This window comes from Actinoallomurus sp. CA-142502, from assembly GCF_050936355.1.
In the GTDB taxonomy this organism is placed as follows: domain Bacteria; phylum Actinomycetota; class Actinomycetes; order Streptosporangiales; family Streptosporangiaceae; genus Actinoallomurus; species Actinoallomurus iriomotensis.
Map to the genome: position 1 here is coordinate 224,154 of NZ_JBNJMY010000001.1, position 26,691 is coordinate 250,844.

Here is a 26,691-nt window from a genome sequence, read left to right on the forward strand (position 1 = left end):
CCGACTCCGATGAACCAACTGACTTTGACCCTCATGAAGGTGGCGTTCCTGGCCGTTCTATGGCTGTTCGTCATTGCGGCCGTGGGCGTGATCCGGGCCGACTTGTGGGGGTCCAAGGCCGCCGCGAAGGCGCTGCGGTCCTCCAAGCCGGCCCAGCCCGCCCGGCAGCCGAAGGCCGCGGCGCCGCGTTCGAGGCGCTCGGAGCCGACGAAGCTCGTCATCACTCAGGGCGCTCGCGCGGGTACGACCCTCGATCTCGCCGGTACAGAGATCGTCATGGGTCGTGGTGGCAATGACGTCACGCTGCCTCTCGGGGACGACTACTCTTCGGGACGGCACGCCCGGCTCTTCTCACAGAACGGTCAGTGGTTCGTGGAGGATCTCGGTTCCACCAACGGCACCTTCCTCGGGCGTGCCAAGGTGAGCCGGCCGGAGCCCGTTCCCGTCGGCGTACCGATCCGTATCGGGAAAACCGTCATAGAGCTGCGCAAATGACAATCGGAATACGCTTCGCCGCACGATCGGACGTCGGCCTCCTCCGGGAGGGCAACGAAGACTCCGCGTACGCCGGTACGCGGCTTTTGGCCGTTGCCGACGGGATGGGGGGTCACGTCGGCGGCGAGATCGCGAGTGCCGCGGCGATCGAGACCCTGAAGCCACTCGACGTGGACATCCCGGCGAACGAGATCGTCGGCGTGCTCGAACAGGCCGTCCACCGCGCGAACGAGACGCTGCACAGCATCGTGGAGGGCGACCCGTCCCTGCAGGGCATGGGCACGACGCTCACCGCGATGCTCTGGCACGGCCGGCAGCTGGCCCTCGTCCACATCGGCGACTCGCGGGCGTATCTCCTCCGCAACGGCGAGCTGTTCCAGATCACGCACGACCACACGCTCGTGCAGTCGCTGGTCGACGAGGGCCGGATCAGCCTCGACGAGGCGGCCTCCCACCCTCAGCGCTCCCTCCTGCTGCGCGCGCTCGACGGCCGCGGCGAGGTCGAGCCCGACGTGTCTCTGCGTGAGGCGCAGCTCGGCGACCGCTACCTCCTGTGCTCCGACGGGCTGTGCTCGGTGGTGACCGCCGAGACGATCCACCACGCGCTGAGCTCCGTCGCCGAGCCGGAGCAGGCGGTGCGCCAGCTCATCGACCTGGCCAACCGCGGCGGCGGGCCGGACAACATCACCTGTGTCGTCGCCGACGTCGTGGAGCTGGAGCAGCAGCCTCCCGGGCCGCCGCCGAAGCCCATCGTGGCCGGCGCGGCGCACAACTCCACCCGCACCCGCGGCGAGGCCGACAACCCGGGCGGTGGCGCCCCCGGGGGCGCGATGGCCGGTGAGTCCCCGGCCCACCGCGCCGCGGCACTACGGGGGGAGCCGCAGCAGTCCGGCGCGGCGGTGACCGTCGCCGACATGCATGCGGTGCCGCCGCAGGCCGACGACGCCCTCCAGCTGACGCAGATGCGCCCGCGCCGCCGGTGGCCCTGGCTGGTCGGCATCGCGGTCGTGCTGGTCCTGCTGGTGTCGGGCGGATCGTACGTCGCCTGGAGCAGCGTGCAGGGGCAGTACTACGTCGCCGCCGACAACGGCCAAGTGGTGATCTTCCAGGGCATTAACGACAAGGTCCTCGGGCAGAAGCTGTCCCACCTGAAGGAACGTTCGGACCTCAAGGTCGACGACCTGACCCCCGACGCCCAGTCCTCGGTGCGCAGGACCATCGACAACCTCAGCAGCCTGGCGAGCGCCCGCCACACCATCGACAACCTGCGCGGCAGGATCTGCCGCACCTCGGTCGCCGAGGACGGCAAGGGCGTGGTCGCCATCTGGAAGGGCCACGGGCAGCAGAGCGAGGGCTGCGCCAACAAGGTGATCGAGACCTCCGACCCCAAGATCCACACGAACTCCCTGACCTCCAAGTCCAAGCAGGACGTCCACAAGGGGATCACGCTGCCCGACCTGGCGCACGCGCAGGACAAGGTCCAGCAGTTGCGTGTCGAGGCGTCCCAGTGCGCCAGCCACCCCACGACGCTGCAGGGCTGCCCGCAGTCGGGTAAACACTCATGAGCGCCATATCGACCAACGAGGCAGGCATACCGGTCGCGACGCGCCCGCGGCGCAGCGCCCAGCTCGGGATGCTCATCTTCGCGATGATCATCACGGTTGCCGGGTTCGCGCAGGTCGGGCTGGCGCGCGACGGATCGCTGCCGGCCGGCATGTACGGCTACGGCATCGGCCTGGGCATCCTGGCGGCCGGCGCCTACATCGTGGTGGCCCGCTTCGCGCCGTACGCCGACCCGCTGCTGCTGCCGCTCGCGGTGTTCCTCAACGGCATCGGCCTGGCCATGATCTACCGGCTGGACCTCAACACCAGCGCCGACGCCAAGGCCACCATCCAGGCCGGCAAGCACTACTCCTACATCGGGCCCTCGACCACCAACCAGCTCGAGTGGACCGCGCTCGGCATCATCTTCTTCGCCGTCACGCTGCTGGTGCTGCGCGACATCAAGATCGTGCAGCGCTACATCTACACGATCGGCGCGCTGGGCCTGTTCTTCCTGGCGTTGCCGGGCTTCCTGCCCTCCTCGATCAGTGGCGCGATGGGCGCGAAGATCTGGATCCGGATCGGCTCGATGTCGATCCAGCCGGGTGAGTTCTCCAAGCTCGCGCTGGTCGCGTTCTTCGCCGGCTACCTGGTCAACAAGCGTCAGGCGATGTCGACCGTGGGCAAGGAGTTCGGGCCGATCAAGTTGCCGCGCGCCCGTGACCTCGGCCCGATCCTGGTCATCTGGGCGATCTGTCTCGGTGTGCTGGCGCTGGAGAACGACTTCGGCAGCGCGATCCTGTTCTTCGGCCTGTTCGTGAGCATGCTGTACATCGCCACCGAGCGCTTCGAGTGGGTGGCGATCGGCCTGCTGCTCCTCGCCGGCGCCTGCCTGGTGGCACCGATGATTCCGCACGTGGCCCAGCGGATCGACACCTGGCTGGACCCCAAGCCGTACTTCGACGGCGGCTGCAAGATCAACGGCGTCATCCACAACCAGATGGCCCAGACCTGCTCGGCCCACGGCGGTCAGTACATCGCCGACAGCGGCCAGCTCATGCGGGGCCTGTTCTCGATGGGCCAGGGCGGCGTGCTCGGCACGGGCATGGGCCAGGGCGAGCCGTGGCGCACGCCGCTGTCCTACAGCGACTTCATCTTCACGTCCTTCGGTGAGGAGCTCGGGCTCACCGGCCTCATGGTGATCCTCCTTGCGTACGCGCTGATCGTGCAGCGCGGCATGAAGGCGGCGATCGCCACCAAGGACAACTTCTCCAAGCTGTTCGCCGGCGGTGTGTCGTTCGTGTTCGCCCTGCAGGTCTTCGTGATCGTCGGCGGCGTCACGCGGCTCATCCCGCTGACCGGTCTGACCACGCCGTTCCTCGCCCAGGGAGGGTCGTCGCTCCTCGCCAACTGGATCCTCATCGCCATCTTGATCCGCATCAGTGACGCGGCCCGGCGCCCGGCGCCGCAGCCCATCCAGGACGAGGGAATGACCCAGGTGGTGAACACCGCGTGAACAAGCCTCTTCGCCGGGTGGCGATCGCAGCGCTGACGTTGCTCGTCATCCTGATGATCAACGTGAACTACATCCAGGGCTCGCAGGCGGACAAGCTCAAGACCGACCCGCTGAACGCCCGGCAGTTCACCGCGCAGTGGCAGCACAACCGCGGCCCGATCACGGCGGGCGGCGTGACGCTGGCCTCCTCGAAGAAGATCAACAAGAAGGAGTACCAGCGCCTCTACAAGCAGGGTGAGCTGTACTCCCCGATCACCGGCTTCCTGAGCCCGTTCAACCGCACCGGCCTGGAGGGCGGCTACAACGGCCTGCTCGACGGCACCGACAAGCGGCTGACGGTGCGCAACTGGTTCGACATGCTGGTCGGCAAGAAGGCCGCCGGCGCGACCGTGCAGACCTCGATCAACCCGAAGGCGCAGCAGGCGGCCTACGACGGCATCCGGCAGGCCACCCTCAGCGGCAGGCGCGGCGCCGCGGTCGCCGTCGACGTCAAGACCGGGGCCATCCTCGCGATGGCCTCCTTCCCGTCGTACGACACCAACGACCTGGCCACCCACGACAGCGCCAAGGCGGCCAAGGCGTCCACCCGCCTGCAGGGGCAAAAGGGCAACCCGATGCTCAACAAGGCGATGAACGAGGTGTTCCCTCCGGGCTCCTCATTCAAGATCATCGACTCGGCGACCGCCCTGGAGAGCGGCGGGATGACCAAGGACTCCCCGTTCGACGCCAGCGAGCTCCGGCTGCCCGAGTCGGGCACGACGCTGCACAACTCCGACGGCGACGAGGCCAAGTGCAACGGCTCCCCGCCGCTGATCCAGTCCTTCGCGGCGTCCTGCAACTCCACGTTCGGCCGCCTGGCCGGCACGCTCGGCCAGAGCAAGCTCCTGGAGCAGGCCCAGAAGTTCGGCTTCAACAAGCCGTTCCAGGTCGAGCCGGACATGAGCAGCGCGAGCGCGAACTACCCGGCCAAGAAGATCGGCGGTGACGACCTGGCCCGCTCCGGCATCGGCCAGGGCGACGTGACCGCCACGCCGCTGCAGATGGCCATGGTGGCGCAGGCGATCGCCAACAACGGCAAGGAGATGAAGCCGTACCTGGTCAAGCGGGTCACGGCGCCGGACCAGTCCGAGCTGGCCACCGCGCAGGAGCAGGTGCTGGGCCAGCCGATCAGCGCGAACACCGCGAGCCAGTTGCAGGAGATGATGCGGCAGGTGGTTCTGACCGGCACCGCGTCGTCCGTGGTCGGCGGCCAGGACATCGCCGGTAAGACCGGCACCGCCGAAACGGGCAACGGCTACTACGACGACTGGTTCGTCGGCTTCGCTCCGCAGCACAACCCGAAGGTCGCCTTCGCGGTCGTCACCGAAGGCAGCGAGCAGTCCAGCGGTGCGCAGAACTCCGCGCCGACCGCGTTGAGAATCGTCCAGGCGGTGCTCTAGTAATGACCACCCCCCTCGTCCTCAATCACCGGTACCGCCTCGATGAGCGCCTTGCCGCCGGCGGCATGGGCGAGGTCTGGAAGGCCACCGACGAGCTGCTCGGCCGCCCGGTCGCGGTCAAGCTCCTCAAGGAGATGTACTTCTCCGACGAGAGCTTCCGTGACCGGTTCCGCGCCGAGGCGCGCTTCGCCGCGTCGCTGCAGCACAGCGGCATCGCTCAGGTCTACGACTACGGCGAGCAGGACGAGCTGGCCTATCTGGTGATGGAGCTGGTGAACGGCGAGACGCTGTCGCGGATCGTGTCCGTCGAGGGACGGCTCAGCCCGGACACCACGCTCGACATCATCGGCCAGGCGGCCCGCGCGCTGCACGTCGCGCACACCGCCGGCATCATCCACCGCGACATCAAGCCCGCGAACCTCATGGTCACCGGCGACGGCGTCGTGAAGATCACCGACTTCGGCATCGCCCGGGGCGGCGGGTCGGCCACGATGACCCAGACCGGCCAGGTGATGGGGACCGCGCAGTACGTCTCGCCCGAGCAGGCGACGGGGCGCCGGATCACGCCGTCCTCCGACCTGTACTCCCTGGGCGTCGTGGCGTACGAGTGCCTGGCGGGCGTGCCGCCGTTCGCCGCCGACACCCCGATCGCGCTGGCCCTCATGCACGTCCGTGAGGACCCGCCGCCGCTGCCCGCCGACGTGCCACCGGCCGTACGCGGCCTGGTCAGCGCGATGCTGGCCAAGGAGCCCGAGGACCGTCCGGCCGGCGCGCACGAGGTGGCCGAGCAGGCGCGCCGGCTGCGGCTGTCGGGTGGCGGCGCCGCCGGTGAGGACGCGGGAGCCGCGACCGAGGTCGTGTCGGCCGGTGACATGCGCACCCGCGTGCAGGACGACGTCGCGTTCGGCGAGACGCGGGCCGTGCCGAGTGCGGCCGCCAGGCGCCGCCGTACGCACCGGATCGTCGCGGCGATCGCGTGCGCGGTGGTCCTCGTGGGCACGGCGGTGTTCGCGACGAGCGCCCTGTGGAAGAGTTCCGGTCACACTAAGCTCGTGGACGGCAACCGGGTCGCGCCGGTCGACTCCCCCTCGCCCACCGGGCGGTTCAGCAGTGAGCCGGACACCGGCGCGCCGTCCCAGCAGCCTCAGCCATCCGAGCCCGCCCCCACGGACTCGTACCCCTTCCCCTCGCCGAGTTCCACGGCCTCGGCACCGTCCACCAACCCGACTCCGACACCTAAGCCCCCAAAGCGGACGCCCACAACGCCAGCGACACCATCGTCGCCGAGTTCTCCGGACCCGACGCCGTCAAGCAGTGCCGACGGCGCGCTAGGTTCTGAGGGCAGGGCGTAGACGACTAGGGAAAGTGCCAGATATGACTCAGCCTCGGCTACTCGGTGGCCGCTACGAACTCGATGGCGTCATCGGGCGTGGCGGCATGGCCGAGGTCTACCGAGCTCGCGACCTTCGCCTCGACCGCGTGGTCGCGATCAAGACACTTCGGTCTGACCTAGCCCGCGACCCGACGTTCCAGGCACGGTTCCGCCGCGAGGCCCAGTCGGCGGCCTCGCTGAACCACCCCTCCGTCATCGCCGTGTACGACACCGGCGAGGACACGCTCGACGGCAATCCGGTGCCGTACATCGTGATGGAGTACGTCGAGGGCCGCACCCTCCGTGACGTTCTCCAGGAGGAGCACCGCATCGCGCCGGAGCGCGCCCTGCAGATGACCGACGGCATCCTGCGCGCCCTCGACTACTCCCACCGCGGCGGCATCGTGCACCGGGACATCAAGCCCGCGAACGTCATGCTGACCGCCAGCGGCGAGGTCAAGGTCATGGACTTCGGCATCGCGCGTGCGCTCGCCGACTCCGCGGCCACGATGACCGCCACCGCGCAGGTCATCGGCACCGCCCAGTACCTCTCGCCCGAGCAGGCCCGCGGTGAGCGGGTCGACGCCCGCAGCGACATCTACTCCACGGGCTGTGTGCTGTACGAGCTGATGACCGGCCGTCCGCCGTTCCAGGGCGACTCGCCGGTGGCCATCGCCTACCAGCACGTACGGGAAGAGCCGATCCCGCCGTCGCAGCTCGACCCGTCGATCCCGCAGTACGCCGAAGCGATCGTCTTGAAGGCGCTCACGAAGGACGCGAACTACCGCTACCAGAGCGCGGCGGAGATGCGGGCCGACATCCAGCGGGCGTCGCAGGGCATGCCCGTCTCCGCGCCGACGATGGCGATGAACGCCGGCACGCAGGTCATGCAGGGCGGCCCGCGCACGCAGGCGATGCGCCCCTCGTCGACGATGGGCTACGACCTCCCTCCGGCGCAGTACGCCGAGCCGGAACGCGACGAGGGCAACGGCAAGAAGGTCGCACTGTGGGCCCTCGTGGGCGTGCTCGCCGTCGGCGCGATCGTCGCGCTCTTCATGATCTTCAGTAACGGCGGCGGCTCGGACAACGGCAACCAGGTCACCATGCCGAGTGACATCGTCGGCAGCGACCAGGCGACGGCCAAGCAGGAGCTGGTCAGCCTGGGCTTCGTCGACAGCAACATCCAGATAAAGCACAAGACCGACGACAGCGCCGACAGGGGTCAGGTGCTCGACGTCGACCCGGCGCCGCAGACCAAGATCGACAAGACCAAGCTGGCGACCACCCAGGTCGTCCTCACGGTCTCGACGGGCAAGCCCAAGGTCACGGTGCCCCCGGTGAAGAGCATGAGCGAGGACGACGCCAAGTCCGCGCTCGAGAGCGCCGGGCTCAAGGCCGGTCCGACCCAGACGATCTCCTCCACCACGGTACCCAAGGGCAGCGTCGTGAAGTCGGACCCGGTGTCCGGCTCCAAGGTGGAGAAGGGCACCGAGGTGACGCTGTACATCTCCAGCGGCCCCGGCAAGACGCTGGTGCCCAACGAGGTCGGCAAGTCGGTCGACGACGCCAAGTCCGATCTGCGCAGCCACGGCTTCCGGTACTCCATCAACTACGTCGACGTTCCGGCGGGCCAGGCCGACGGCCGGGTCATGCAGCAGACGCCGAGCGAGGGTGAGACGGCCAACCGCGGCAGCACGGTCACGCTGACCGTCAGCCGGGCGCAGCAGGACCAGCCGACGCCTCCGGGGAGCGGGGTGCCGACCCCGCCGTGGGGTGGCGGCGGCAACAACGACAACTAGGTCGACATGACGAGACCCCCACACGCGTCGCGTGTGGGGGTCTCGTCATGTCGGGGGATGCCCGGACCGGGCCCGGACATGAAAGGAGGGCCTCCGCCGCTCGGGGGCAACGGCGGAAGCCCTCAATGGTGGAATCAGACTCACCATCCTTGGTGTTACACCCGGGAGAAGCATTCTTTTACCGCTCTTTTCGCTGCGGACCGGCGACCTGCGGTTCTCACAGAGCGTGCACGAGCCAATTCGCAAAAAGATCGTGACCGGCCGCGCTGAGCACCGACTCGGGGTGAAACTGGACCCCCTCGACCGGCGCCCTCCGGTGGCGGATCCCCATGATCACGCCGTCGAGTGTGCGGGCGCTGACGACGAGGTCGGCCGGCACGGTCGCGGGGTCCAGCGCCAGGGAGTGGTAACGCGTCACGGTCAGCGGGTCCGGCAGCCCGCGGAACACGCCGGCCCCGTCGTGGTGGATCTCGCTGGTGTAGCCGTGCACGAGTTCCGGCGCGCGACGCACCGTGCCGCCGAGGACGGTGGCGATCACCTGGTGGCCGAGGCAGACGCCGAGCACCGGCCGCCGGGCCTGCTCCGCGATGTCCAGGCAGACCCCGGTGTCCTCGGGGCGCCCGGGGCCGGGGCTGAGCAGCACGCCGTCGAAGGCCTCGACGTCGCCGGGTGCCACCTCGGACCGGTCGCGTACGACGCATTCGGCGCCCAGCTCGCGCAGGTAGGACACGATCGTGTGGACGAAGCTGTCCTGGTTGTCCACGACGAGCACCCGGCGCGCGGCGGACATCACGGACCCGGGCTCGCCGGAGCCGAGGCGCCACCCCCGACCGTGCCGTGGTCGAAGTGGAGCTTCGGCTCGACCCAGGGGAAGACGAAGTACCAGAGCAGGACGCCCACGACGACCAGCGCGGCCAGGACGAGGCCGGTCCGCTGGAGCCGGTCGCCGGGCAGGTGCCGCCAGAGCCAGGCGTACATCTCAGGAACTCGCCTCCTTCACCCGCGGCGCCGACGAGACCAGCTGGCCGAAGACGATGAGCCGCTGGGCCGCGGAGTACTTCGGGTTGCAGGTGGTCAGCGTGATGAGCCGCTTGGTCGGGTCGGCCTTCGGGTGTTCGGGCACCGGCGCGGCCACGGAGACGTCGCTGGGCTGTACGACCTTGGTCGAGGTGACCTTGTAGACGTACTGCCTGGCGCGGGTGTCGATGAGGATCTTGTCGCCGGCGTGCAGCTCACCGAGCTTGTTGAAGGGCGCGAGGTAGGTCGTGCGGTGGCCGGAGACGACGAAGTTGCCGATCTGGCCGGGCATCGCGGTGCCGGGGTAGTGGCCGGGGCCCTTGCGCAGGTCGGCGACTGACACGCCCTCGATGATGACGTAGTGGAAGCTCTTGCCGAGCCGCGGGATGCGGATGAGCGCGAGGCCGTGCCCGAGGCGTACGCGCTCGGTGGTGACCTTGCCGGGACCGGCCGGCGGCCCGGCGTTCCACGAGCGGGTGAGCTCGTCGTCCAGCTTGTGCTGCGCCGCCTGGGTGTAGGCGCCGGTGCCCCACAGTTCGTATGCGACGAAGAGCAGCACCACCAGACCGGCCGTGATGCACAGCTCGCCGACGCTACGGATGAGTATCCGCACCGTCGGCCTCCGTGGCGTACTTTGGCGTCGCGTTGCCGGTGTAGGCGGGCAACGTCGTCTTCTGGAGGGTCTTCACCGTATACCCGAGTCCGTATTCGTCGACGTACTGTCGGTAGATCTGAATCTCCGGCGAGGCGTCGAGCGCCGCCCGCAACCGCCCGGGCACGCCGGTGGCGGTGATGCGGAACGGCGGTGAGTAGACGACTCCCTGCAGGATGAGCGTATTGCCTACGCAGCGGACCGCGCTGGTGGAGATCAGCCGTTGGTCCATTATTTGCATGCCTGTGGCGCCGCCGGCCCACAGCGCGTTGACCACGGCCTGCACGTCCTGCTGGTGGACGACGAGATCGTCGGGGCTGGGGTCGCCCGGCACCCGGCGGTCGTGCGGCGCGTCGTTCAGCGACACGCGGACGCCCCGCCCGCTCACGGGAGTGAACCCGGACAGCGCGGCGAGCCGATCGGCCTCCTGCTGCGCGGAGCGCACGCCCGCGTCGCGCCGGCCGGCCTGCCGGCCGAGCTCGTCGACCTGCCGGTGGAGGCTGCGATAGGTGCCCTGAGCGTGCTGGTAGCCGCGCTGCTCCTGGGCGATCAGCTCGGTGACGCGCGTACGGTCGCCGCCGCGAAGGTCGGTGCCGTGGGCGGTGCTGGCGCTGGCGGCGAAGAGAGTGCCGGCGAAAAGCGTGAGGGCCGGAATGGCATGACGCCAGGTCAGGGCCCTAGGCCGGGGTTTTACCCCCATCGTCACCCCCCACTGCCACTGTTATGGTCGTACGCTGCTCACCAGCGACTACGCTAACCGACAAACTGACCCATGCGCGGGTCGGCGTCAGGCCATGCCCGCCGCCAGAGCCCGCCCTGAGGAGAGACCCACCGTGCCCAAGTCGAAGGTACGCAAGAAGGCCGTCTACACTCCGCCGCAGCGCTCCCAGAAGGTCGCGGTCAGCCCGCGGTGGCTGGTGCCGACCATGGTGGGCTGCTGGCTGCTGGGCCTGGCCTGGATCGCCGTCTACTACATCACGGCGAGCGTCAGCGCGACTGTCCCGGTCATCACCTCGCTCAGCAACTGGAACCTGCTGATCGGCTTCGGGGTGATCGTCGTCGGCGTGATCCTTTCAACACGCTGGCGTTGACGGGCTTTCCACCGCGTCATCCACAACGTTGTCCACAGGCCGCTGAGACGGAGCGGGGCGGTGGCCGGCGTACGGGCCGCTGCCCCCGGGGGCACATCCGGATCGGGCCGGGATATCTCGCCGATCTCCCGGCGGCCGGGACAAAGCATCGCTATGCTCGACAACACACACGCGCCGATTCCCATATCCGGCGCGGCGACGGCGCACGGCGCGACGAAGCGCCCACGATCATGACGACGCCGGAGCGAAAGCCCGAAGTTCCACGACGGCACCGCCGTTGGCCGACAGAGTTTTCCACATGCTGTGGATGACCCTGTGGATTTCGTCTGCCTGCCCTCCTTCAACGCCTCGCCGGCCCCACGACGTGAGAAGGCCCCGACCGGGCGCACCGGCGGGGCCTTCTGCTTTGGCTTTGGTCCGTCAGGCGGTCAACGCGGCGGTCTGGACGACGGTCAGGACGACGAGGACCGCCGCGACGATCGCCGACGCCGCCACCTGGACCGCCTGCTGCCGCCCCCGCGGGGCGTACGCGAACGCCACGGCCAGGACCGCGCCGGTGATCAGCCCTCCCACGTGCCCTTCCCAGGAGATGCCGGAGAAGGTGAACGTGAACATCAGGTTGATCACGATGAGGAACGCGATGCCCCGGGTGTCCACCCCCAGGCGGCGTCCGACCACGAAGAACGCGGCGAACAGGCCGAAGATGGCGCCCGAGGCGCCCAGCGCGGGCTGACCCGGGTCGACCAGGAAGAGCAGGACGTTGCCGCCCAGCGCCGACAGCAGATAGAGCACTGTGAAGCGCAGCCGGCCGAGCACCTGCTCCAGCTGCGGTCCCAGCACCCACAGCGCCCACATGTTGAACAGGATGTGGGTGATGCCGAAAGTGCCCTGATTGAGCGGGACGTGCAGAAACGCCGCAGTGATCAGGCGGTACCACTCGCCATCGGCGACGCCGTAGCCCGGGATGACCTGGCCGAACTGCGTCTTCAGCACGCCCAGCATCTCGAACCGGTCGACGAAACTCGGTGAGGCCAGCTCACCGATGTAGGCGACGACGTTGATCGCGATCAACGTCAGGGTCACCGCCGGCCGGGTGGCGACACGTCCGCCGAAGACCGTACGCGCCTGGCGCACCGTACGGTTGCCGTCCCGCACGCATTCCGGGCACTGGTGGCCCACAGCGGCGTCGCGCATGCAGTCCGGGCAGATCGGGCGTTCGCAGCGCGTGCAGCTGACGTACGTCTCACGGCCCGGGTGCCGATAGCACGTCGGCACCTGTGGAGCCTGAGGAGCGTGCGGCGTGTCGCTGCTCATCGTGGTCTTCCTCTGCTGTCGGTACCTGTCTAACGACGATCGATGGTCACCGATTCCACGACGACGTCCTTGACGGGCCGGTCGCCTCGGTCGGTGTCGGTCTTGGCGATCGCGTCGACGACGTCGGCGCCCTCGATCACCTCGCCGAAGATCGTGTGCCGGCCGTTGAGGTGCGGCGTGGGCACGACGGTGATGAAGAACTGCGAGCCGTTGGTGCCCGGCCCCGCGTTGGCCATCGCCAGCAGGTGCGGACGGTCGAAGCGCAGGTCCGGGTGGAACTCGTCCTCGAACTCATAGCCGGGGCCGCCCCGGCCGTTGCCCAGCGGGTCGCCGCCCTGGAGCATGAACTTGTCGATCACCCGGTGGAAGACCGTGCCGTTGTACAGCGGGTCGGTCGTCCGCTGGCCCGTGCGCGGGTCGGTCCACTCGATCGTGCCCTCGGCGAGACCGACGAAGTTCTGCACCGTCTTCGGCGCGTGGTCGGGGAAAAGACGCAGCACGATGGTGCCCATCGTCGTACGCAGCGTCGCGGTGAGGTCTTCGGCCACGAAGACTCCTCCTCGTATCGAATCCGATGTTCACAAGGGACACAGGTGCGTGTACCCCCACGTGAACGCATCCTGTCAGATCGGCGATTGACATCGCTTGTCGTGGGAACAGAGTCCGACGAGACCGCACATGACGGAGGGCAGTATGTCCCTACGAAACAAGAGTCGGAAGATGCCGCAGGTGAACATCGACAGCGCGCGTCTGCAGGACGTTCAGGAGAGGGTTGCCGAGGGTGCCCGTCAGGCGGCGCAGCGGGTGGGCCCCACCACTCGTCAGGCGCAGAAGATGGCCGCGAAACAGATGAAGAACGCGCGTCATTGGAGTGCGCCACGAATCGACCAGGCCGGACACTACATCGAGGAGGAGGTCGGGCCGCGTGTCGGCGCGCTCCTCCACCGTACGGCCGGCCGGGTCGAGCCGGGCAGCCCGAAGCGTCGTCGCGGCTTCGCCGCGGCCCTCCTCGTCGTCGGGGGTGCCGTGGGCGCCGTCGGCGCGATCGCGACACGCCGTAGCGCGTCGCGGCCGAGCGAGGAGGTGAGCTCCCCCGAGCACCTGTCGTCGACGTCGGAGAACTCCGACGCCGACCGTGCCCGCAGCAACCACTGATCGGCCGTCGACCGGGCCCGGCCAGCGACACTGGCCGGGCCCGTCGTCGTTCCGGAACCGGTCAACAGGGGGCGAATGGCATTCGGGTTCCCTGTACCGTCTGTCCCATGTCGCTTAGATCCTCGCTCAGTGCCGCGAGCCGCAGGGCTCTCGCGGTGGTGCTGCACCGGGTCTGGGAATGGCTGCGCGCCCACGCCGAGATCTCACCGAGCACCCCGGCCGGCCGGCGGTTCGGCTACCTCGGTGAAGGCGCGTGCATCGGCTTCCCCACCGGCGCGATCTACGGCGAGCCGTGGATCCGCATCGGCGACCACACCCTCATCGGCGTGCACGTCACGCTCTCGGCCGGGTTCGTACCCGGCCTCGACCTCGGACCGGACCCGATCGTGACGATCGGGAAGGCCTGCTCCATCGGCCGGGGCAGCCACATCGTCGGGCACCAGTCGATCGAGATCGGCGACGACGTCTTCACCGGACCGTACGTCTACATCACCGACCAGAACCACGGTTACACCGACCCCGACACCCCCGTCGGACGGCAGTGGCCGGTCAACGACGCCGTCGTCATCGGTTCCGGCTGCTGGCTCGGCGCCGGAGCGATCATCCTGCCGGGCACCCGCCTGGGCCGGAACGTCGTGGTGGCCGGAGGCGCCGTCGTCCGCGGCGAGTTCCCCGACCACAGCGTGATCGCCGGTGTGCCGGCGAAGGTCGTCCGCAGCTACGACCCGGAGAGCGGCTGGCTCCCCCCGCAGCCGGAGGTGCCGCTGGACGAGGAGACCCTCGCCCAGATCGCCGAGCTGACCGGAGACCGCAAGCCGGCCCAGGTCCCCGAGCCCGGCGAACGCGCGAGCTGAGCGACGCGTCCTTCCCCGGTACTCGAACGCCCGTCGTCGTTCCGGTGGCGTGAAAGATTCGGGGCCGGTGCGGACATGGGGTGGTGTCCATCGACCCCGAACGCCAAGCAGGACGCCTTCGGAGGCGTCCAGGTGAGGACACTGCGCGCCGACCAGGTACCCGGATCATGGCACGTCGTCAATGTCGGCGCCCTCTCGGAGAACTCGGTGATCGTGATGGTCGATCCCAAGCAGTGGTCTCGCTGACCACCGCGCCCGCGGACCGCCGCCTCGGGTGAACCGGCGACCTCCCCCCCCGTACGAGGGGGAGGTCACTCCGCGCCCGCGACGACCAGGCCGGACTCGTAGGCGAAGACCACGGCCTGCGCCCGGTCGCGCAGGTGCAGCTTGGTCAGCACGTTGCTCACGTGCGTCTTCACGGTGTGCTCGCTGACGACGAGCTCGGCGGCGATCTCGCTGTTGGACAGGCCGCGCGCGAGGCCCCGCAGTGTGTCGACCTCGCGGTCGGTCAGCTCGGCCAGGCGCCTCCTGAGGGAGGGGCGCGGGCTGCCCCGGCGGACGACGTCCTCGATCAGCCGCCGGGTGACCGACGGCGCGAGCAGCGACTCGCCCGCGGCGACGAGCCGGACCGCGCGCACGAGGTCGTCGCGCCGGACGTCCTTGAGCAGGAAGCCGCTGGCGCCGGCCCGCAGCGCGTCATAGACGTAGTCGTCGACGTCGTACATGGTCAGGACCAGGACCTTCGCCGACGTACGCCGGCAGATCTCGGCCGTGGCCGCCACCCCGTCGACGTTCGGCATCCGGATGTCCATGAGGACGAGGTCGGGCGCCAGCTCCACCGTCTTGGCGATCGCCTCGGCGCCGTCGGAGGCCTCGCCGACCACCGAGATGTCCTCGTGGGCGCCCAAGATCATGGCGAAACCGCCGCGGAACAGGTCCTGGTCGTCGGCGACGAGCACACGCATGGCTATCCGATCGGCAGTGTGGCGGTGACGGTGAAACCGCGCGGGTCGATGACGAGTGTGCCTCCGCAGGCGCCCGCGCGTTCGCGCATGCCGACGATGCCGTGGCCCTCGCGCACGTCGGGCGCGCCGCCACCGTCGTCGGCGACCTCGATCGTCAGGGCCCGGTCCGACCAGCCGAGGCACAGCCGCACCGAGCGGGCGGCCGCGTGGCGCAGCGTGTTGGTCAGGCACTCCTGGATGATCCGGTACGCCGCGACCTCCACGGCCGCGGGAACCGGCCGCCGGGTGCCGCGCTCTTCGAGGTGGACCGTGAGCCCGGCCTGACGGGCGCGTTCCACCAATCCGGGCGTCGCCCCGAGGCCCGGCTGCGGCTCGCGCTCGACGGTGCCTCGTAGCGCACCGAGCATCTGGCGGAGCTGGCCGATCGCCTCGCGCCCGGTGTCGGCGATCGCCTCGAACGCCGCCTCGGCGCGGGCAGGCTCGGACCGCACGACCAGCGGGCCCGCCTCGGCCTGCACGACCATGAGCCCGACCGAGTGGGTGACGATGTCGTGCATGTCGCGGGCGATCCGCGTGCGTTCCTCGGCGACCGCGACGGCGCGTTCCTCCTCCAGTCGCCGCGCGCGCTCCTCCACGGCCTCGCGCTGCGCGCGGCGGGCCCGGGCGCCCATTCCCAGGGCGTACGCGGCGACGTAGGAGGTGATGACGTAGCCGGAGGTGTCGAAGCTCTCGTGCGGCAGGACCAGCGAGAGGACCACTCCGGCGATCAGGACCACGCTGCCGGCCTCACGCCAGACCGGCTTGGCGAGCTCGGCGAACGTGTAGGTCCACAGCAGCGGTCCGTACGGCATCAACCACGGCAGCTGGTGCGTCAGGCTCTGGTGCGCGAGCGCGAGCACGGTGACCGCGCCGCCCGCGACCAGTCCGACGGGGATGAGGAGCGTCCGCCGCCAGATCACCGGCAGCGAGCTCAGGACGGACAGCCCCACCACCCACCACGGCTGTACGTGCGGGACGAACGCGGGCAGGACCATCGCGACGGTGACGACGGCACCGATCGCGAGGTCCACGCGCGGCACTCGCAGAGCCTTCACGTCCGCCCTTCCGGCTGGGGGAAGGTCCAGCGTACGGCCGGGTTCCGGCCGCCGCCTCCCTCGCGCGGCCCAGCGACGACTCACTCTCCAGGCTGAGGCGTACCAGGGCGTGTCAGCGGCGTGTCAGCGCGCGTACCCGCGATGTGCGCGCCGCGTCAGCCGGTCGCCGCACAGTGGTCCGGCACGAGACGAACAGGGGAGAGCCGGAATGGAACACGTGATACGGGCCGAGGGCCTGAAGAAACGCTTCGGAGATACCCAGGCGCTCGCGGGCGTCGACATCCTCGCGCGCCGCGGGACCGTGCTCGGCGTGCTCGGACCGAACGGCGCCGGCAAGACGACGGCCGTGCGGACGCTGGCCACTCTGATCAAGCCGGACGAGGGCCGTGCCGAGGTCTGCGGCTTCGACGTGGTCAAGGACGCCGCGCAGGTACGACGAGTGATCAGCCTGACCGGCCAGTACGCCTCGGTCGACGAGGAGCTGACCGGCGTGGAGAACCTCATCATGATCGCCCGGTTGGTCGGCCACCCCCGCCGTGAGGCGCGGCGGCGGGCGCAGGAGCTGATCGACCGGTTCGGCCTGTCCGCGGCGGGCGGCCGGGCCGCCAAGACCTACTCCGGTGGCATGCGCCGCCGGCTCGACCTCGCGGCCGGGCTGGTCAACGACCCTCAGGTGATCTACCTGGACGAACCGACCACCGGCCTGGACCCGCGGGCCCGCAACGCCGTCTGGGACACCGTGCGGGAGCTGGTACGCGACGGTGCGACCGTGCTGCTCACCACGCAGCAGCTGGACGAGGCCGAGGCGCTCGCCGACCGGATCCTGGTCTTCGACCACGGCCGCGTGGTCGCCGACGGCACCTCCGAAGAGCTGAAGGAGAAGGTCGGCGGTCAGACGCTCGCGGTACGCGCGCTGGACCGGGACCGCGTGCCGAAGGTCGTCGGCGTCGTCGCCCGGATCACCGGTGCGCGGCCCGAGACCGATGAGGACACCGGCCTGGTCACCGCGCCGCTGGACGATCCGGCGGCGCTGAGCGCGGTGGTGCGCGGCCTGGACGAGGCCGGCGTCGTCGCATCCGACCTGGCGTTGCGCCGGCCCAGCCTGGATGAGGTCTTCCTCAGCCTGACCGGCCACCACGCCGAGACCGAGGGAGAGAAGGAATGACCGCGATCACCGTCGACCAGGCGCCCGCGCCGAGGATCGGACCGGCACGGACGCTGGGCAACGGGCTGACGCTCGCCTGGCGCAACGTCATGCAGCTGAAGCATTCACCGGAGAAGCTGATCGACGTCCTGATGATGCCGGTGGTGTTCCTCCTGCTGTTCCTGTACGTCTTCGGCGGTGTGGTCGCGGGCAGCACCCACGCGTACCTGCAGCAGCTGCTGCCCGGCCTGGTCGCGCAGATGGGCATGTTCGCCTCGATGGGCCTGGGCACGTCGCTGTGCGAGGACATCCGCAAGGGCGTGTTCGACCGGTTCCGCAGCCTGCCGATCGCCCGGTCCGCGCCGCTCATCGGCGCGGTGATCGGCGACGCGGTCCGCTTCTGCGTGTCGATGGTGATGCTGGTGGCGTTCGGATCGCTGCTCGGGTTCCGCTTCCACACGAACCCGCTGTCGGTGCTGGCGGCGTTCGGCCTGGCGTACGCCCTGTACTTCGCGGTCTGCTGGGTCTCGGTGCTGGTCGGGCTGGTGGCGCCGTCGCCGGAGACGGTGCAGGGGCTCGGGTTCATCTGGGCGATGCCGCTGACCTTCGGCAGCAGCGTCCTGCTGGCCAACACCGGGACGATGCCCGGCTGGCTCCAGGCGTGGGTGAAGGTCAACCCGGTGACGCACCTGGCGGACGCGACGCGGGCGCTGATGGTCGGCGGGCCGATCGGCGACCACGCCTGGTACACGCTCGCGTGGGCGGTCGGGATCGTGGTCGTGACCTTCCCCGTCGCCGTGTGGATGTACGGGCGCAAGGTCTAGTACAGCGAAAGGACCTGGTCGCGGGGGGTGCGGCGGCCGCGGGCGTACGCCTCGTCGAAGGCCGTCCGGCCCAGTGCGGCGAGAGCGGCCGCCGTGGCGCGTTCGATCTCCAGGTTCCACGGGTCGGGTTCGCCCTGCAGTGTGTGCGCGCCGCCGAGCAGTTCGGCGGCGCGTACGTGCTCTCCCCGCGACGCGGCCAGCGCCGCCAGCCCTTGGACGAGAGTGCCGATGAGCCGGTCGATCGGCATCCGGGCCAGCTCGGTGATCGCCCGTATCGCCCGGTCGTGCCACCTCGCCGCGGCGTCGAGGTCGCCCAGCTGCTCCGCGAGGCTGCCCCGCTTGCTGAACACCACCGCCGCCGTGGTGCCGAAGTCGATCCGCGCCGCTTTGGGCTCGACGAAGGCGACCGCGCGGTCGACGAACTCGCGCGCCTGTTCGAGGTCGTTCTCCCATCGGGCGAGCTCACCGATCTCCAGCCATCCCCGGGCCGCGACAGAGTGCTCGGCGATCCGCTCGGCGATCCGCGCGCCGTGCTCCAGGTCCACGCGCGCCCCGGCGAAGTCGCCCGCCATGGCGCGTGCCCGGCCGAGCAGGATCCGCAGACCCGCGGCCTGGTCGGGGCTGACGCCGGAGACGGTGTATTCGTACGCCTCCTCCGTCGCGCGGATCGCCTCCTCGGGCCGGCCGCGCGCGAGATGCACCTCCGCGACGCCCGTCAGGGCGCTGACGAGCCCCCAGCGGTCACCGATCTCCCGGAATCCCGCATGTGCCTCGGTCACGGCGCGGGCCGCCCGGTCGAAGTCACCCCCGTTGATGGCCAGGAACCCGACGAAGACGTGACGAGCCGCCCTCGTCCACGGATCGGGATGGTCGCCGACGAGGTCGAGTTCCCGCAGCGCCGCGTCGGCGTCGCCGGAGAAGATCGCGGCGATGGGACGGAACAGGGCCAGGGCCGGATGCGTGGAGGCCTCCGTCCGCATCGCGAGCATCTTCTCGAACCGCGCGTGCAGGGTACGCGGATCCGGCCCACCGTCACGGGACATCTCCTGAACCATGGCTGCCACGAGGCCGCAGATGACGTACGCGTCCTCGGCTCCCGGAGGTGGGCGGTCGTCGACGAGGCTCCAGACCTCGACCGCCCACTGCCCGGCCTCGGCCTCGTAGTCGCACAGGATCCAGAACCAGGCCAGTGCCCCGACGAGGCGTACGGCGGTCTGCACGTCGCGGGTGTCGATCGCGTGCCGCAGCGCGTTGTTGCAGTTGTCACGCTCGGCGTTCAAACGGTCCAGCCAGCGCATCTGGTCACGGCCGCGCAGCTCGGGTTCGGCACGCTCGGCGAGCCGCAGGAAGTACGCGGCGTGGGCGTCGCGGAGGCGCTCATCCTCCCCGGCCGCGGTCAGCCTCTCCGCGGCGTACGCACGCACGGTCTCCAGCAGGCGGTAGCGCACCTCGGCCTCACCCGTGGCCATGACCAGCGACTTGTCGACCAGCGAGGCGATCAGGTCGATGACGTCCTCGCCGAGCACCTCCTCGGCGCTCTGCAGGGTCGCACCACCGTTGAAGACCGAGAGCCGGCGCAGCACCCGGCGCTCAGGGTCGTCGAGCAGGTCCCAGCTCCAGTCGACCACCGCGCGCAGCGTCTGGTGGCGCGGCAGGGCGGTGCGGCTGCCGACGTTGAGCAGCCGGAACCGGTCGTCGAGCCGGTCGGCGACCTGCGCGGGCGTGAGCGCACGCAGCCGGGCTGCGGCCAGCTCGATCGCGAGCGGCGCGCCGTCCAGGGCCCGGCAGATGCGCACGACCGGCCCGACCGTGTCCGCGTCCAGCGCGAACCCCGCGCGCACCGCGGTGGCCCGGTCGACGAACAGCCGTACCGCGTCGTACGCCCGGGCACCGTCGGCGTCGGCGTCCTCGGGCGGCAGGGCGAGCGAGGGCACCGGGCACAGCGCCTCACCGGTGATACCGAGCGGCTCGCGGCTGGTGGCGAGGATCCGTACGCCCGGTGCGGCGGACAGCAGCCGATCGGCCAGCGTCGCGACCGCGTCGAGCAGGTGCTCGCAGTTGTCCAGCACCAGGATCAGCCGCTTGGTGGCCAGTGCGTCGGCGAGCCGGTCGAGCGGGCGGGCGATCTCGCGGGCCTCCAGCAGGCGGATCGTCTCGGGGATGCCGATCGCGACGAGCACCGCCTGCGGCACGTCGAGCGCGCCGCGTACTGGGGCCAGCGGCACGAACCACACGCCGTCGGGCGACGCGGCGGCCATGCGGCTCGCCGTCTCGCCCGCGAGCCGGGTCTTGCCGGTGCCGCCCGGGCCGGTGAGCGTGACGAGCCGGTGGGTGGTGAGCAGCTCGCCGACCCGCTCGATCTCCTCGGCACGCCCGACGAAGCTGGTGAGCTGGGCGGGCAGGTTGCTCCGCCGCTCCGGCTCGCGCACGGGCGTGGGCGGACGCTCGGCCGGCGCGCCGCGCAGGATCGACAGGTGCACCGCGGCCAGCTCCGGCGAGGGGTCGACGCCGAGACCCTCGGCGAGGGTACGGCGCGCGTCCTCGTAGACGGTGAGGGCGTCGGCCTGGCGGCCCGCGGCGTACAGGGCCCGCATGAGCTGCCCGCGCAGCCGCTCGCGCAGCGGGTGGAGCGTGGTGAGCTCCTCCAGCTCGGGGACGAGGCGTGCGGCGTGGCCGAGCGCGATGTCGGCCTCGAACCGCTCCTCGGCGGCCTCGACGCGCAGTTCTTCGAGCCGGGCGATCGGCGCGGCGGCGAAGGCCGCGCCGGCCACGTCGGCGAGCGCGGGCCCGCGCCACAGGGCGAGCGCGCGGCGCAGTTCGTCGGCCCGTGCGGCCGGATCGTCCGTCGCGCGGGCGGTGGCCACCAGGCGTTCGAACGCGACCGCGTCCACCTGGTCCGGAGCGACGCCGAGCCGGTAGCCGCCCGGACGTGACTCGACGGCGTCGTGGCCGCTCACGCCGCGCAGGCGGGAGACCAGCGCCTGGAGCGCGTTGGCGGCGGCGGCCGGGGGCGCGTCGCCCCACAGGTCGTCGATCAGCCGGTCGGCCGGCACGGTCCGCCCGGCGTCGACGGCCAGCCGGATCAGCAGGGCGCGCAGCCGCGGACCGCTGACCTCCACGGGCCGCGCGGCCTCGTCCCGCACGTCCAGCGGACCCAGGATGCCGATGCGCACGCCGCCCATTGTGGCAACCAATCGGGCGATCGCGGGTGACACCGCCCATACCGGCCCGGCGCGGGGTGAAGCGCCCCCACCGGCCGGAGCCGGATGTCCCCTGTGCTTGGGTTACGGGGTGATCGTCACCGATGTCCTGATCCTGCTCGGCGTGGGGATCGTCGCCGGAGTCGTCAGCACGGTGGTCAGCCTCGCGTCGATCGTCTCCTATCCGGCGCTGCTGGCCCTGGGCATCCCGCCGCTCAGCGCGAACGTGACGAACACCGTGGCCCTGCTCTTCACCGCGGTCGGGGCCGCGGCCGGTTCGCAGCGGGAACTGGCCGGGCAGTCCGGCCGGGTGGTGCGCATCGGTGCGCTGACCGGGCTCGGCGGCGCCACCGGGGCGGCGCTGCTGCTGCTCACCCCGGCCGGCTCCTTCGAGTACGTGGCGCCGATCCTGGTCGCCGGGGCCTCGCTCGTGCTGCTCGCGCAGCGGCGCCTCATCGCCGCGGCGGCCGGCATGGGCGGCGAGCACAGCACGCCGCTGCGGTTCGCGGTGTTCGCCGTGGCGATCTACTCCGGCTACTTCGGCGCGGCCGGCGGCATCCTGATGCTCGCGGTGCTCGGTGCGATGCTCGAGCTCCCGCTGATCCGGGTCAACGCGGTCAAGAACGTCGTGGCCGGGCTGAGCAACGGGGTCGCCGCGCTGGGGTTCGCCGCCTTCGGACCGGTGCGGTGGGCCGCGGTGCTGCCACTGGCGGCCGGCTTCCTGGCCGGCGGCTGGCTCGGGCCCGCCCTCGTACGCCGCCTTCCGGGCGAGGCGCTGCGGGTCGTCGTGGTGGTCTGCGGCCTGGCGGTGGCGGTCAAGCTGGGCTACGACGCCTATCGCTGATCAGGCGCCGCGGGCGTGCGGCGGGGCGACCTGCCGCCAGGACCGGACGAGGTCGAGGAGCTCGCCGGCCACGCGTGGCGCGACGGCGATCGTGGCCGCCGAGGTGGACGTGTGGTCGGAGCCGTCCAGGTCGATCACGACGGCGCCGGCCTCACGGGCGATGACGACACCGGCCGCGGTGTCCCAGGGGTTGTTCGACAGCGCGACGCACGCGTCGAGCTTGCCCTCGGCGACCCACGCGAGGTCGATGGCGGCCGAGCCGAGCATGCGCACGCGCTGGACGCGGCCCGCCAGCCGCTCGGTGAGCGCGAGACGCAGGACGTTCTTCTCCTCCGCGCCCACGCCGACGGCGTAGTCGCCGATGGCCACGATCGCCTCACGGAGACCGCCCGTACGGCTCGCGGAGATCCGCCGGTCGCCCTCGTGGGCGCCGCCGTGCTCCACCGCCCAGTAGCGCGCGCCGAGGAACGGCAGGTCGATCACGCCCAGCACCGGGCGGTCACCGCGCAGCAGACCCAGGGAGACCCCGGTCAGCGGCATACCGTGCACGAAGTTGGCGGTGCCGTCGATCGGGTCGAGCGCCCACAGCAGATCGCCGTCGTGGCGTCCGGTGACTCCCTCCTCCTCGCCGAGGACGGCCACGTCGGGCGTACGGCGCCGCAGGTGGGCCCGGACGGCGCGTTCGACCGTGAAGTCGAGTTCGCTCGCCATGTCGCGGTCGCCCTTGGCGGTGAGCGTGCCGGGCCGCCGGGACCTGATGAGGTCGCCGGCGAGGGCGACCGCCTCCAGCGCGACGGGGACCAGCGCACCCGGGGACGCCGTCATACCGGCCGACTCCGTTCCCATAACTCCGTATAAATCCGCGCAAAAGTGTTGTAAAGACCCGGCTGCTCGGCAGATCGGCGCAGCAGGAGGGTCGGTGAGTCGACGCCGCGGGCCTGCGGCAGGTAGGGCTGCACGACGCACGTGGTGTCGTCGACCAGGACGATGCCGAACCGTACGGTCTCGTCGTAGACGGCGATGGACAGCCGGTCGCGCGCGGTGTCCGGCAGGCGGGCGCGCAGCCGGGAGAGCACCTCGATGTTGAGCCGGGTGAGCATGATCAGGTGATGGTCGGTGTAGCCCTCTTCGCGCTCGCGCGCCCGGATGGCCTCCCCGTCGGGGTCGAGGAAGAGACAGCGCAGCGTGGTGCCCTTCTCGATGAGGCCATGCAGGCGCTGGTCGGGGTACTGCTGGCAGATCAGGTTGAGCGACAGGCCGACGGCCCTGATGTCGGCGGCGGTGTCGAACAGGTCGTACGGCGGGACCGCGCCGGTGAAGTCGGCGCGGGTGGGGAAGACGGCCACGACGTCGGCCATCGGCCCGTCGGACCGGCGGGCGTTCGCGGGCGCCGGCGGGGTCAGGACGTCGTCGGGGCACGGCCCGAACAGCTGGTCGGCCGTCCAGCCGGGGAACATGTGCTCGAGCACCCGGCAGTGGTCGGTGTAGGGGAGGCGTTTCAGCTCGCCGGAGGTCCAGCGGTGCAGCTGCGCCCGGCTCGGTGCCGTGCCCACGAGGTCACGGTCGACCCGGCGCGCGGCGTCGTCGTAGGCGGCGCGGAAGAGCCCATAGCGATGCCACTGCCGCTGCCGCAGCAGGATTTGGAGCAGGATCGGCCGACCTGACACCGTCCGCCCCTTTCTCGTCGTGTCCGGGCACAGGATAACGGCATTCCGTTACCTAGGGAGACGAAGTAGAGACGGAGAGTAGACATTGACGTCGAAGACGCCTCCGCGACACGCTCGCCACGCGACGCCCGGCGGCGCGATGCTGGTGGCCCGGCGAGCGCACGGGGGCGATCAGCATCGAGCACAGCGACGAACTCCGGCTGCTCGCGGCACTGTGCCGGGAGCTGGCGCTTCTGGGGCTCGACGTGGGCATGAGCGACGCCAAACCGGCGGTGTCGGTGCGCCGGAGCCGCCGGAATCCCCGCCTGTGGATCTCGATCGACGTGCGGGACGGCTCCTTCGCGTGGTGCCGGCGCGACGGCGGCCGGCACGCGGTGGACGACCCGGCGGGGGCGGCGCGGCGGATCGCGACCGACGTGCGGCGTTCTTCGGCAGACGGCGGTGAAAGAACGGAACCGTTGTGACTCCTGAGGTGTCGAAGGAAGATCCGGCCGGGCGCCCCGTACGGCCGGCCTCACCCCGACAGCGAGGAGTCGATTTCAGTGCGCATCTCACGCATGCGGATCACCGTGGTCAGCGCCGTCACCGCCGCCCTGGCGCTTTCCGCGACCGCGTGCGGCGGCAGCGAGCAGAAGAACTCCGCCTGCGACAAGCTCCAGCAGACCATCGCGAACGTCACCAAGACGGGCATGACCCAGGTCGGCGACCCGAACGCCCTTTCCGGGACGTACGCCAACGGTGCCAAGCAGATGCGCGAGCAGGGCAAGGACTCCGGCGACGACGACGTCGAGAAGGCGGCCAACGAGGCCGCCTCCGCGATGGACAGCCTCGGCCGGCAGATGAAGACGCTGGGCAGCGGAGGAACGCCGCAGATGCCCGACGCGACGCCGCTGAACACCGCCGGCCGCCACCTCAAGACGGCCTGCGACGGCTGACCGGCTCACCCGGTGGGGGTCCGGCGCCGTGGGCGCCGGGCCCTTATTCTTCCTGCTCGGCCAGGAACCGCTCGAACTCGGCCGCGATCTCTTCAGCGTCCGGCATCCGCGCGTCCGGACCGGCCATCGGGAGGCTGTTGCCGCTCGCCGCCGCGACGGCGTCGAACCTCGCCTCCAGGCCGCGGACCGCCTCGGCGATCTCCTCGGAGGCGGCGACCTGGTCGTCGATCTGCTTCCTGGCCCGCACGGCGGCCTCCTCCAGCTCGCCTGTGCGGAAGGCCAGACCGGTGGCGGCGGTGACGCCGTTCAGCAGGGCGATCGCGGCGGCCGGGTACTCCGCCTGCGAGAGGTAGTGCGGCACGTGGGCGGTGAAGCCGATCGCGTCGTGTCCGGCCTCGTCGAGCCGGTACTCGATCAGCGCGCCGGCACTGCCCGGCACCTCGACCCGCGAGATCCACGACGTGCTCTCGCCGAGCAGGTCGGGCCGGTTGCCGTGCGGCGTCAGCCCGGTCTCCCGGGTGTGCGGCACCGCCATCGGGATGCCGTGCACGCCGACCGACAGGCTCACGTCGAGCCGCCGGACCAGCTCGACCACGGCCGCGGCGAACGCCTCCCACGACCGGTCGGGCTCGGGGCCGGACAGCACGAGGAACGGCACGCCGACCGCGTCCTCGCAGACACGCAGGCTCAGTTCGGGCGCCTTGTAGTCCACCCAGTGATTCGTGTCGAAGACCATCGGCGGTCGCCGGGAGCGGTAGTCCAGCAACGAGTCGATGTCGAAGGTGGCCACGGTCCGGGGATTCATCGAGCTCAGCAGGTGGTCGGTCGCGAGACGGCCCGCGGCGCCCGCGTCCATGAAACCGTCCAGGAAGTAGAGCAGCACCGGCCGTTCCAGCTCGGGAATCTCCTCGTCCAGCGTGTACAGCCGTGTCTGGTCTGTCACGAGTCCTCCCTAGCCCGGTTATGCCAGTACGAACGCCTGACGACCAAGGCGAATTCCACTGACGCTCAGAGCGTCTTCACCAGAACGTCGAAGACCGGCGCGCCGGGCAGCGGGTTGCGCTTCTGACCGACCTTCTCCCAGCCCCACTTGAGGACGGCGGCCTGCGCGGCCGTGGCGGCGGGCAGCACGGTCGCGGTGGCCCGTTCTTCCGTGCGGCCGCCGAGCAGACGGTCGTGGATGGCCTCGGCCAGGTGCAGTCGCCGCCACCGCTCACCGACCATGAGCTCGGTCAGCGCCCAGGTGCGGCCGGGCGGCTCGTCGGTGATCTCGGGCGGGATGGGAGTGATGAGGTTCTGCCACCACGGGATCGCGGGTGACAGGGAGAGGCCGTAGCCGAGCCCGATGAGGGTGCCCGTGGTCCTGGCCTCCACCAGCGCGAAGCCCGGCTGCTGCCGGTGGGTCTCGAAACGCCGTTGGAAAAGCTCGGCGTACTCCGGCCCCCAGGAGTACGGCTGCCCGGCGAAGCTCTCGGCGTACAGGTCGCGGTACTCGTCAATGCGCCGTGCGGCCTCGTCGCCGTCGGCGTCGTGCAGTTCAATGGCGATGCTCGCCAGCGGTCTCTCCTCCTCGATATGGACCCTCACCGGTCCCGTCCCGGGCGAAACGCTCGTACCGGCTTGTACTCAGGATCCAACGAGCCGCAGCCGACGAGGACGCTGGGGGACATCGTCGCCTAATTCTCCTCTCCATGCTCGCGGCTTCGCACGCCTTGACGGACCTCGCCCCGTCCCGGCCGGGCTGATCACCCGCAGCCGCCTCCCATCTGCGC

Annotated in this window: 27 protein-coding genes; 14 read left to right on the forward strand and 13 right to left on the reverse strand. The window is 70.6% G+C overall.

What is annotated here, in order from left to right; all coding sequences use genetic code 11:
* Positions 1 to 9: 9 nt before the first annotated feature.
* Genes ACQEV1_RS01330 through pknB form a run of 6 tightly spaced genes read left to right on the forward strand, consistent with a single transcriptional unit; the run spans position 10 to position 8,163 of the window.
* Positions 10 to 495: an FHA domain-containing protein FhaB/FipA gene (locus tag ACQEV1_RS01330; RefSeq protein ID WP_432705624.1), complete on the forward strand. Its 486-nt coding sequence runs from the start codon at positions 10 to 12 to the stop codon at positions 493 to 495.
* Positions 492 to 2,060, forward strand: a complete 1,569-nt coding sequence (locus ACQEV1_RS01335) for a PP2C family protein-serine/threonine phosphatase (protein WP_433390247.1) — start codon at positions 492 to 494, stop codon at positions 2,058 to 2,060. The genes ACQEV1_RS01330 and ACQEV1_RS01335 overlap by 4 nt, the downstream gene beginning before the upstream one ends.
* Positions 2,057 to 3,553: an FtsW/RodA/SpoVE family cell cycle protein gene (locus ACQEV1_RS01340; protein ID WP_433390249.1), complete on the forward strand. Its 1,497-nt coding sequence runs from the start codon at positions 2,057 to 2,059 to the stop codon at positions 3,551 to 3,553. The genes ACQEV1_RS01335 and ACQEV1_RS01340 overlap by 4 nt, the downstream gene beginning before the upstream one ends.
* A complete protein-coding gene (locus tag ACQEV1_RS01345) occupies positions 3,550 to 4,992 on the forward strand; it encodes a peptidoglycan D,D-transpeptidase FtsI family protein (protein WP_285629070.1) in 1,443 nt (480 codons plus the stop codon). Before ACQEV1_RS01340 ends, ACQEV1_RS01345 begins: the two co-directional genes overlap by 4 nt.
* 2 nt (positions 4,993 to 4,994) lie before the next feature.
* The gene (locus ACQEV1_RS01350) at positions 4,995 to 6,344 is read left to right on the forward strand and encodes a serine/threonine-protein kinase (RefSeq protein ID WP_285629068.1); all 1,350 of its coding nucleotides are present in this window, start codon (positions 4,995 to 4,997) and stop codon (positions 6,342 to 6,344) included.
* A 22-nt stretch (positions 6,345 to 6,366) separates the two neighbouring features.
* The gene (gene pknB, locus ACQEV1_RS01355; protein WP_433390254.1) at positions 6,367 to 8,163 is read left to right on the forward strand and encodes a Stk1 family PASTA domain-containing Ser/Thr kinase; all 1,797 of its coding nucleotides are present in this window, start codon (positions 6,367 to 6,369) and stop codon (positions 8,161 to 8,163) included.
* A gap of 217 nt (positions 8,164 to 8,380) precedes the next feature.
* Here pknB and ACQEV1_RS01360 read toward each other — a convergent pair whose 3' ends face one another.
* From ACQEV1_RS01360 to ACQEV1_RS01375, 4 genes are read right to left on the reverse strand one after another with little or no spacing between them, the layout of a single operon-like run.
* Entirely contained in the window at positions 8,381 to 8,953 is a 573-nt protein-coding gene (locus ACQEV1_RS01360) for an anthranilate synthase component II (protein ID WP_285629064.1), read from the reverse strand.
* Positions 8,953 to 9,141, reverse strand: a complete 189-nt coding sequence (locus ACQEV1_RS01365; RefSeq protein ID WP_285629062.1) for a hypothetical protein — start codon at positions 9,139 to 9,141, stop codon at positions 8,953 to 8,955. The genes ACQEV1_RS01360 and ACQEV1_RS01365 overlap by 1 nt, the downstream gene beginning before the upstream one ends.
* Position 9,142: 1 nt before the next feature.
* Positions 9,143 to 9,793 (reverse strand): class E sortase, encoded by a 651-nt coding sequence (locus ACQEV1_RS01370; RefSeq protein ID WP_433390259.1) that lies wholly within the window; start codon positions 9,791 to 9,793, stop codon positions 9,143 to 9,145.
* Complete coding sequence (locus ACQEV1_RS01375) at positions 9,774 to 10,532, reverse strand: DUF881 domain-containing protein (RefSeq protein WP_285629060.1); 759 nt, start codon at positions 10,530 to 10,532, stop codon at positions 9,774 to 9,776. Before ACQEV1_RS01375 ends, ACQEV1_RS01370 begins: the two co-directional genes overlap by 20 nt.
* A gap of 133 nt (positions 10,533 to 10,665) precedes the next feature.
* On the opposite strand from ACQEV1_RS01375, the gene ACQEV1_RS01380 reads away from it, so the two are divergent.
* Entirely contained in the window at positions 10,666 to 10,923 is a 258-nt protein-coding gene (locus ACQEV1_RS01380) for a cell division protein CrgA (RefSeq protein WP_285577417.1), read from the forward strand.
* Between the two features lie 420 nt (positions 10,924 to 11,343).
* On the opposite strand, the gene ACQEV1_RS01385 is transcribed toward ACQEV1_RS01380, so the two are convergent.
* Together ACQEV1_RS01385 and ACQEV1_RS01390 are read right to left on the reverse strand one after the other, a co-directional pair.
* Positions 11,344 to 12,237, reverse strand: a complete 894-nt coding sequence (locus ACQEV1_RS01385; protein ID WP_285577415.1) for a rhomboid family intramembrane serine protease — start codon at positions 12,235 to 12,237, stop codon at positions 11,344 to 11,346.
* Positions 12,238 to 12,266: 29 nt separating this feature from the next.
* The gene (locus ACQEV1_RS01390; RefSeq protein WP_285629057.1) at positions 12,267 to 12,785 is read right to left on the reverse strand and encodes a peptidylprolyl isomerase; all 519 of its coding nucleotides are present in this window, start codon (positions 12,783 to 12,785) and stop codon (positions 12,267 to 12,269) included.
* Between the two features lie 181 nt (positions 12,786 to 12,966).
* Here ACQEV1_RS01390 and ACQEV1_RS01395 point away from each other — a divergent pair, with 181 nt between their 5' ends.
* The 3 genes from ACQEV1_RS01395 (at position 12,967) to ACQEV1_RS01405 (ending at position 14,492) form a co-directional block, all read left to right on the forward strand.
* Positions 12,967 to 13,392, forward strand: coding sequence for a hypothetical protein (locus ACQEV1_RS01395; RefSeq protein WP_285577410.1), 426 nt, complete (start codon positions 12,967 to 12,969; stop codon positions 13,390 to 13,392).
* A gap of 107 nt (positions 13,393 to 13,499) precedes the next feature.
* Positions 13,500 to 14,246 carry an acyltransferase gene (locus tag ACQEV1_RS01400; protein ID WP_285629055.1) on the forward strand — a complete coding sequence of 249 codons (747 nt, stop codon included), beginning with the start codon at positions 13,500 to 13,502 and terminating at the stop codon, positions 14,244 to 14,246.
* A 75-nt stretch (positions 14,247 to 14,321) separates the two neighbouring features.
* Positions 14,322 to 14,492 (forward strand): hypothetical protein, encoded by a 171-nt coding sequence (locus ACQEV1_RS01405; protein WP_285629053.1) that lies wholly within the window; start codon positions 14,322 to 14,324, stop codon positions 14,490 to 14,492.
* A 65-nt stretch (positions 14,493 to 14,557) separates the two neighbouring features.
* On the opposite strand, the gene ACQEV1_RS01410 is transcribed toward ACQEV1_RS01405, so the two are convergent.
* Together ACQEV1_RS01410 and ACQEV1_RS01415 are read right to left on the reverse strand one after the other, a co-directional pair.
* Positions 14,558 to 15,217 (reverse strand): response regulator, encoded by a 660-nt coding sequence (locus ACQEV1_RS01410; protein WP_285629625.1) that lies wholly within the window; start codon positions 15,215 to 15,217, stop codon positions 14,558 to 14,560.
* A complete protein-coding gene (locus tag ACQEV1_RS01415; RefSeq protein ID WP_433390267.1) occupies positions 15,214 to 16,305 on the reverse strand; it encodes a sensor histidine kinase in 1,092 nt (363 codons plus the stop codon). Before ACQEV1_RS01415 ends, ACQEV1_RS01410 begins: the two co-directional genes overlap by 4 nt.
* A 208-nt stretch (positions 16,306 to 16,513) precedes the next feature.
* Between ACQEV1_RS01415 and ACQEV1_RS01420 the strand changes: the two genes are divergently transcribed.
* Together ACQEV1_RS01420 and ACQEV1_RS01425 are read left to right on the forward strand one after the other, a co-directional pair.
* Positions 16,514 to 17,470: an ATP-binding cassette domain-containing protein gene (locus ACQEV1_RS01420; protein WP_433390270.1), complete on the forward strand. Its 957-nt coding sequence runs from the start codon at positions 16,514 to 16,516 to the stop codon at positions 17,468 to 17,470.
* Positions 17,467 to 18,273, forward strand: coding sequence for an ABC transporter permease (locus ACQEV1_RS01425; RefSeq protein WP_433390273.1), 807 nt, complete (start codon positions 17,467 to 17,469; stop codon positions 18,271 to 18,273). Before ACQEV1_RS01420 ends, ACQEV1_RS01425 begins: the two co-directional genes overlap by 4 nt.
* Here the strand turns inward: ACQEV1_RS01425 and ACQEV1_RS01430 are convergent.
* Positions 18,270 to 21,446: an ATP-binding protein gene (locus ACQEV1_RS01430; protein ID WP_433390276.1), complete on the reverse strand. Its 3,177-nt coding sequence runs from the start codon at positions 21,444 to 21,446 to the stop codon at positions 18,270 to 18,272. The genes ACQEV1_RS01425 and ACQEV1_RS01430 overlap by 4 nt on opposite strands.
* Before the next feature lie 118 nt (positions 21,447 to 21,564).
* On the opposite strand from ACQEV1_RS01430, the gene ACQEV1_RS01435 reads away from it, so the two are divergent.
* The gene (locus ACQEV1_RS01435) at positions 21,565 to 22,317 is read left to right on the forward strand and encodes a sulfite exporter TauE/SafE family protein (protein WP_285577402.1); all 753 of its coding nucleotides are present in this window, start codon (positions 21,565 to 21,567) and stop codon (positions 22,315 to 22,317) included.
* On the opposite strand, the gene ACQEV1_RS01440 is transcribed toward ACQEV1_RS01435, so the two are convergent.
* A complete protein-coding gene (locus ACQEV1_RS01440; RefSeq protein ID WP_285629043.1) occupies positions 22,318 to 23,142 on the reverse strand; it encodes an inositol monophosphatase family protein in 825 nt (274 codons plus the stop codon).
* Complete coding sequence (locus tag ACQEV1_RS01445; protein ID WP_433390280.1) at positions 23,139 to 23,984, reverse strand: DUF5919 domain-containing protein; 846 nt, start codon at positions 23,982 to 23,984, stop codon at positions 23,139 to 23,141. The genes ACQEV1_RS01440 and ACQEV1_RS01445 overlap by 4 nt, the downstream gene beginning before the upstream one ends.
* A 542-nt stretch (positions 23,985 to 24,526) precedes the next feature.
* On the opposite strand from ACQEV1_RS01445, the gene ACQEV1_RS01450 reads away from it, so the two are divergent.
* Complete coding sequence (locus ACQEV1_RS01450) at positions 24,527 to 24,919, forward strand: hypothetical protein (protein WP_285629039.1); 393 nt, start codon at positions 24,527 to 24,529, stop codon at positions 24,917 to 24,919.
* Positions 24,920 to 24,962: 43 nt separating this feature from the next.
* On the opposite strand, the gene ACQEV1_RS01455 is transcribed toward ACQEV1_RS01450, so the two are convergent.
* Together ACQEV1_RS01455 and ACQEV1_RS01460 are read right to left on the reverse strand one after the other, a co-directional pair.
* Positions 24,963 to 25,862: a proteasome assembly chaperone family protein gene (locus tag ACQEV1_RS01455; RefSeq protein ID WP_285629037.1), complete on the reverse strand. Its 900-nt coding sequence runs from the start codon at positions 25,860 to 25,862 to the stop codon at positions 24,963 to 24,965.
* A gap of 65 nt (positions 25,863 to 25,927) precedes the next feature.
* Positions 25,928 to 26,506, reverse strand: a complete 579-nt coding sequence (locus tag ACQEV1_RS01460; protein WP_285629035.1) for a GNAT family N-acetyltransferase — start codon at positions 26,504 to 26,506, stop codon at positions 25,928 to 25,930.
* Positions 26,507 to 26,691: the final 185 nt, after the last annotated feature.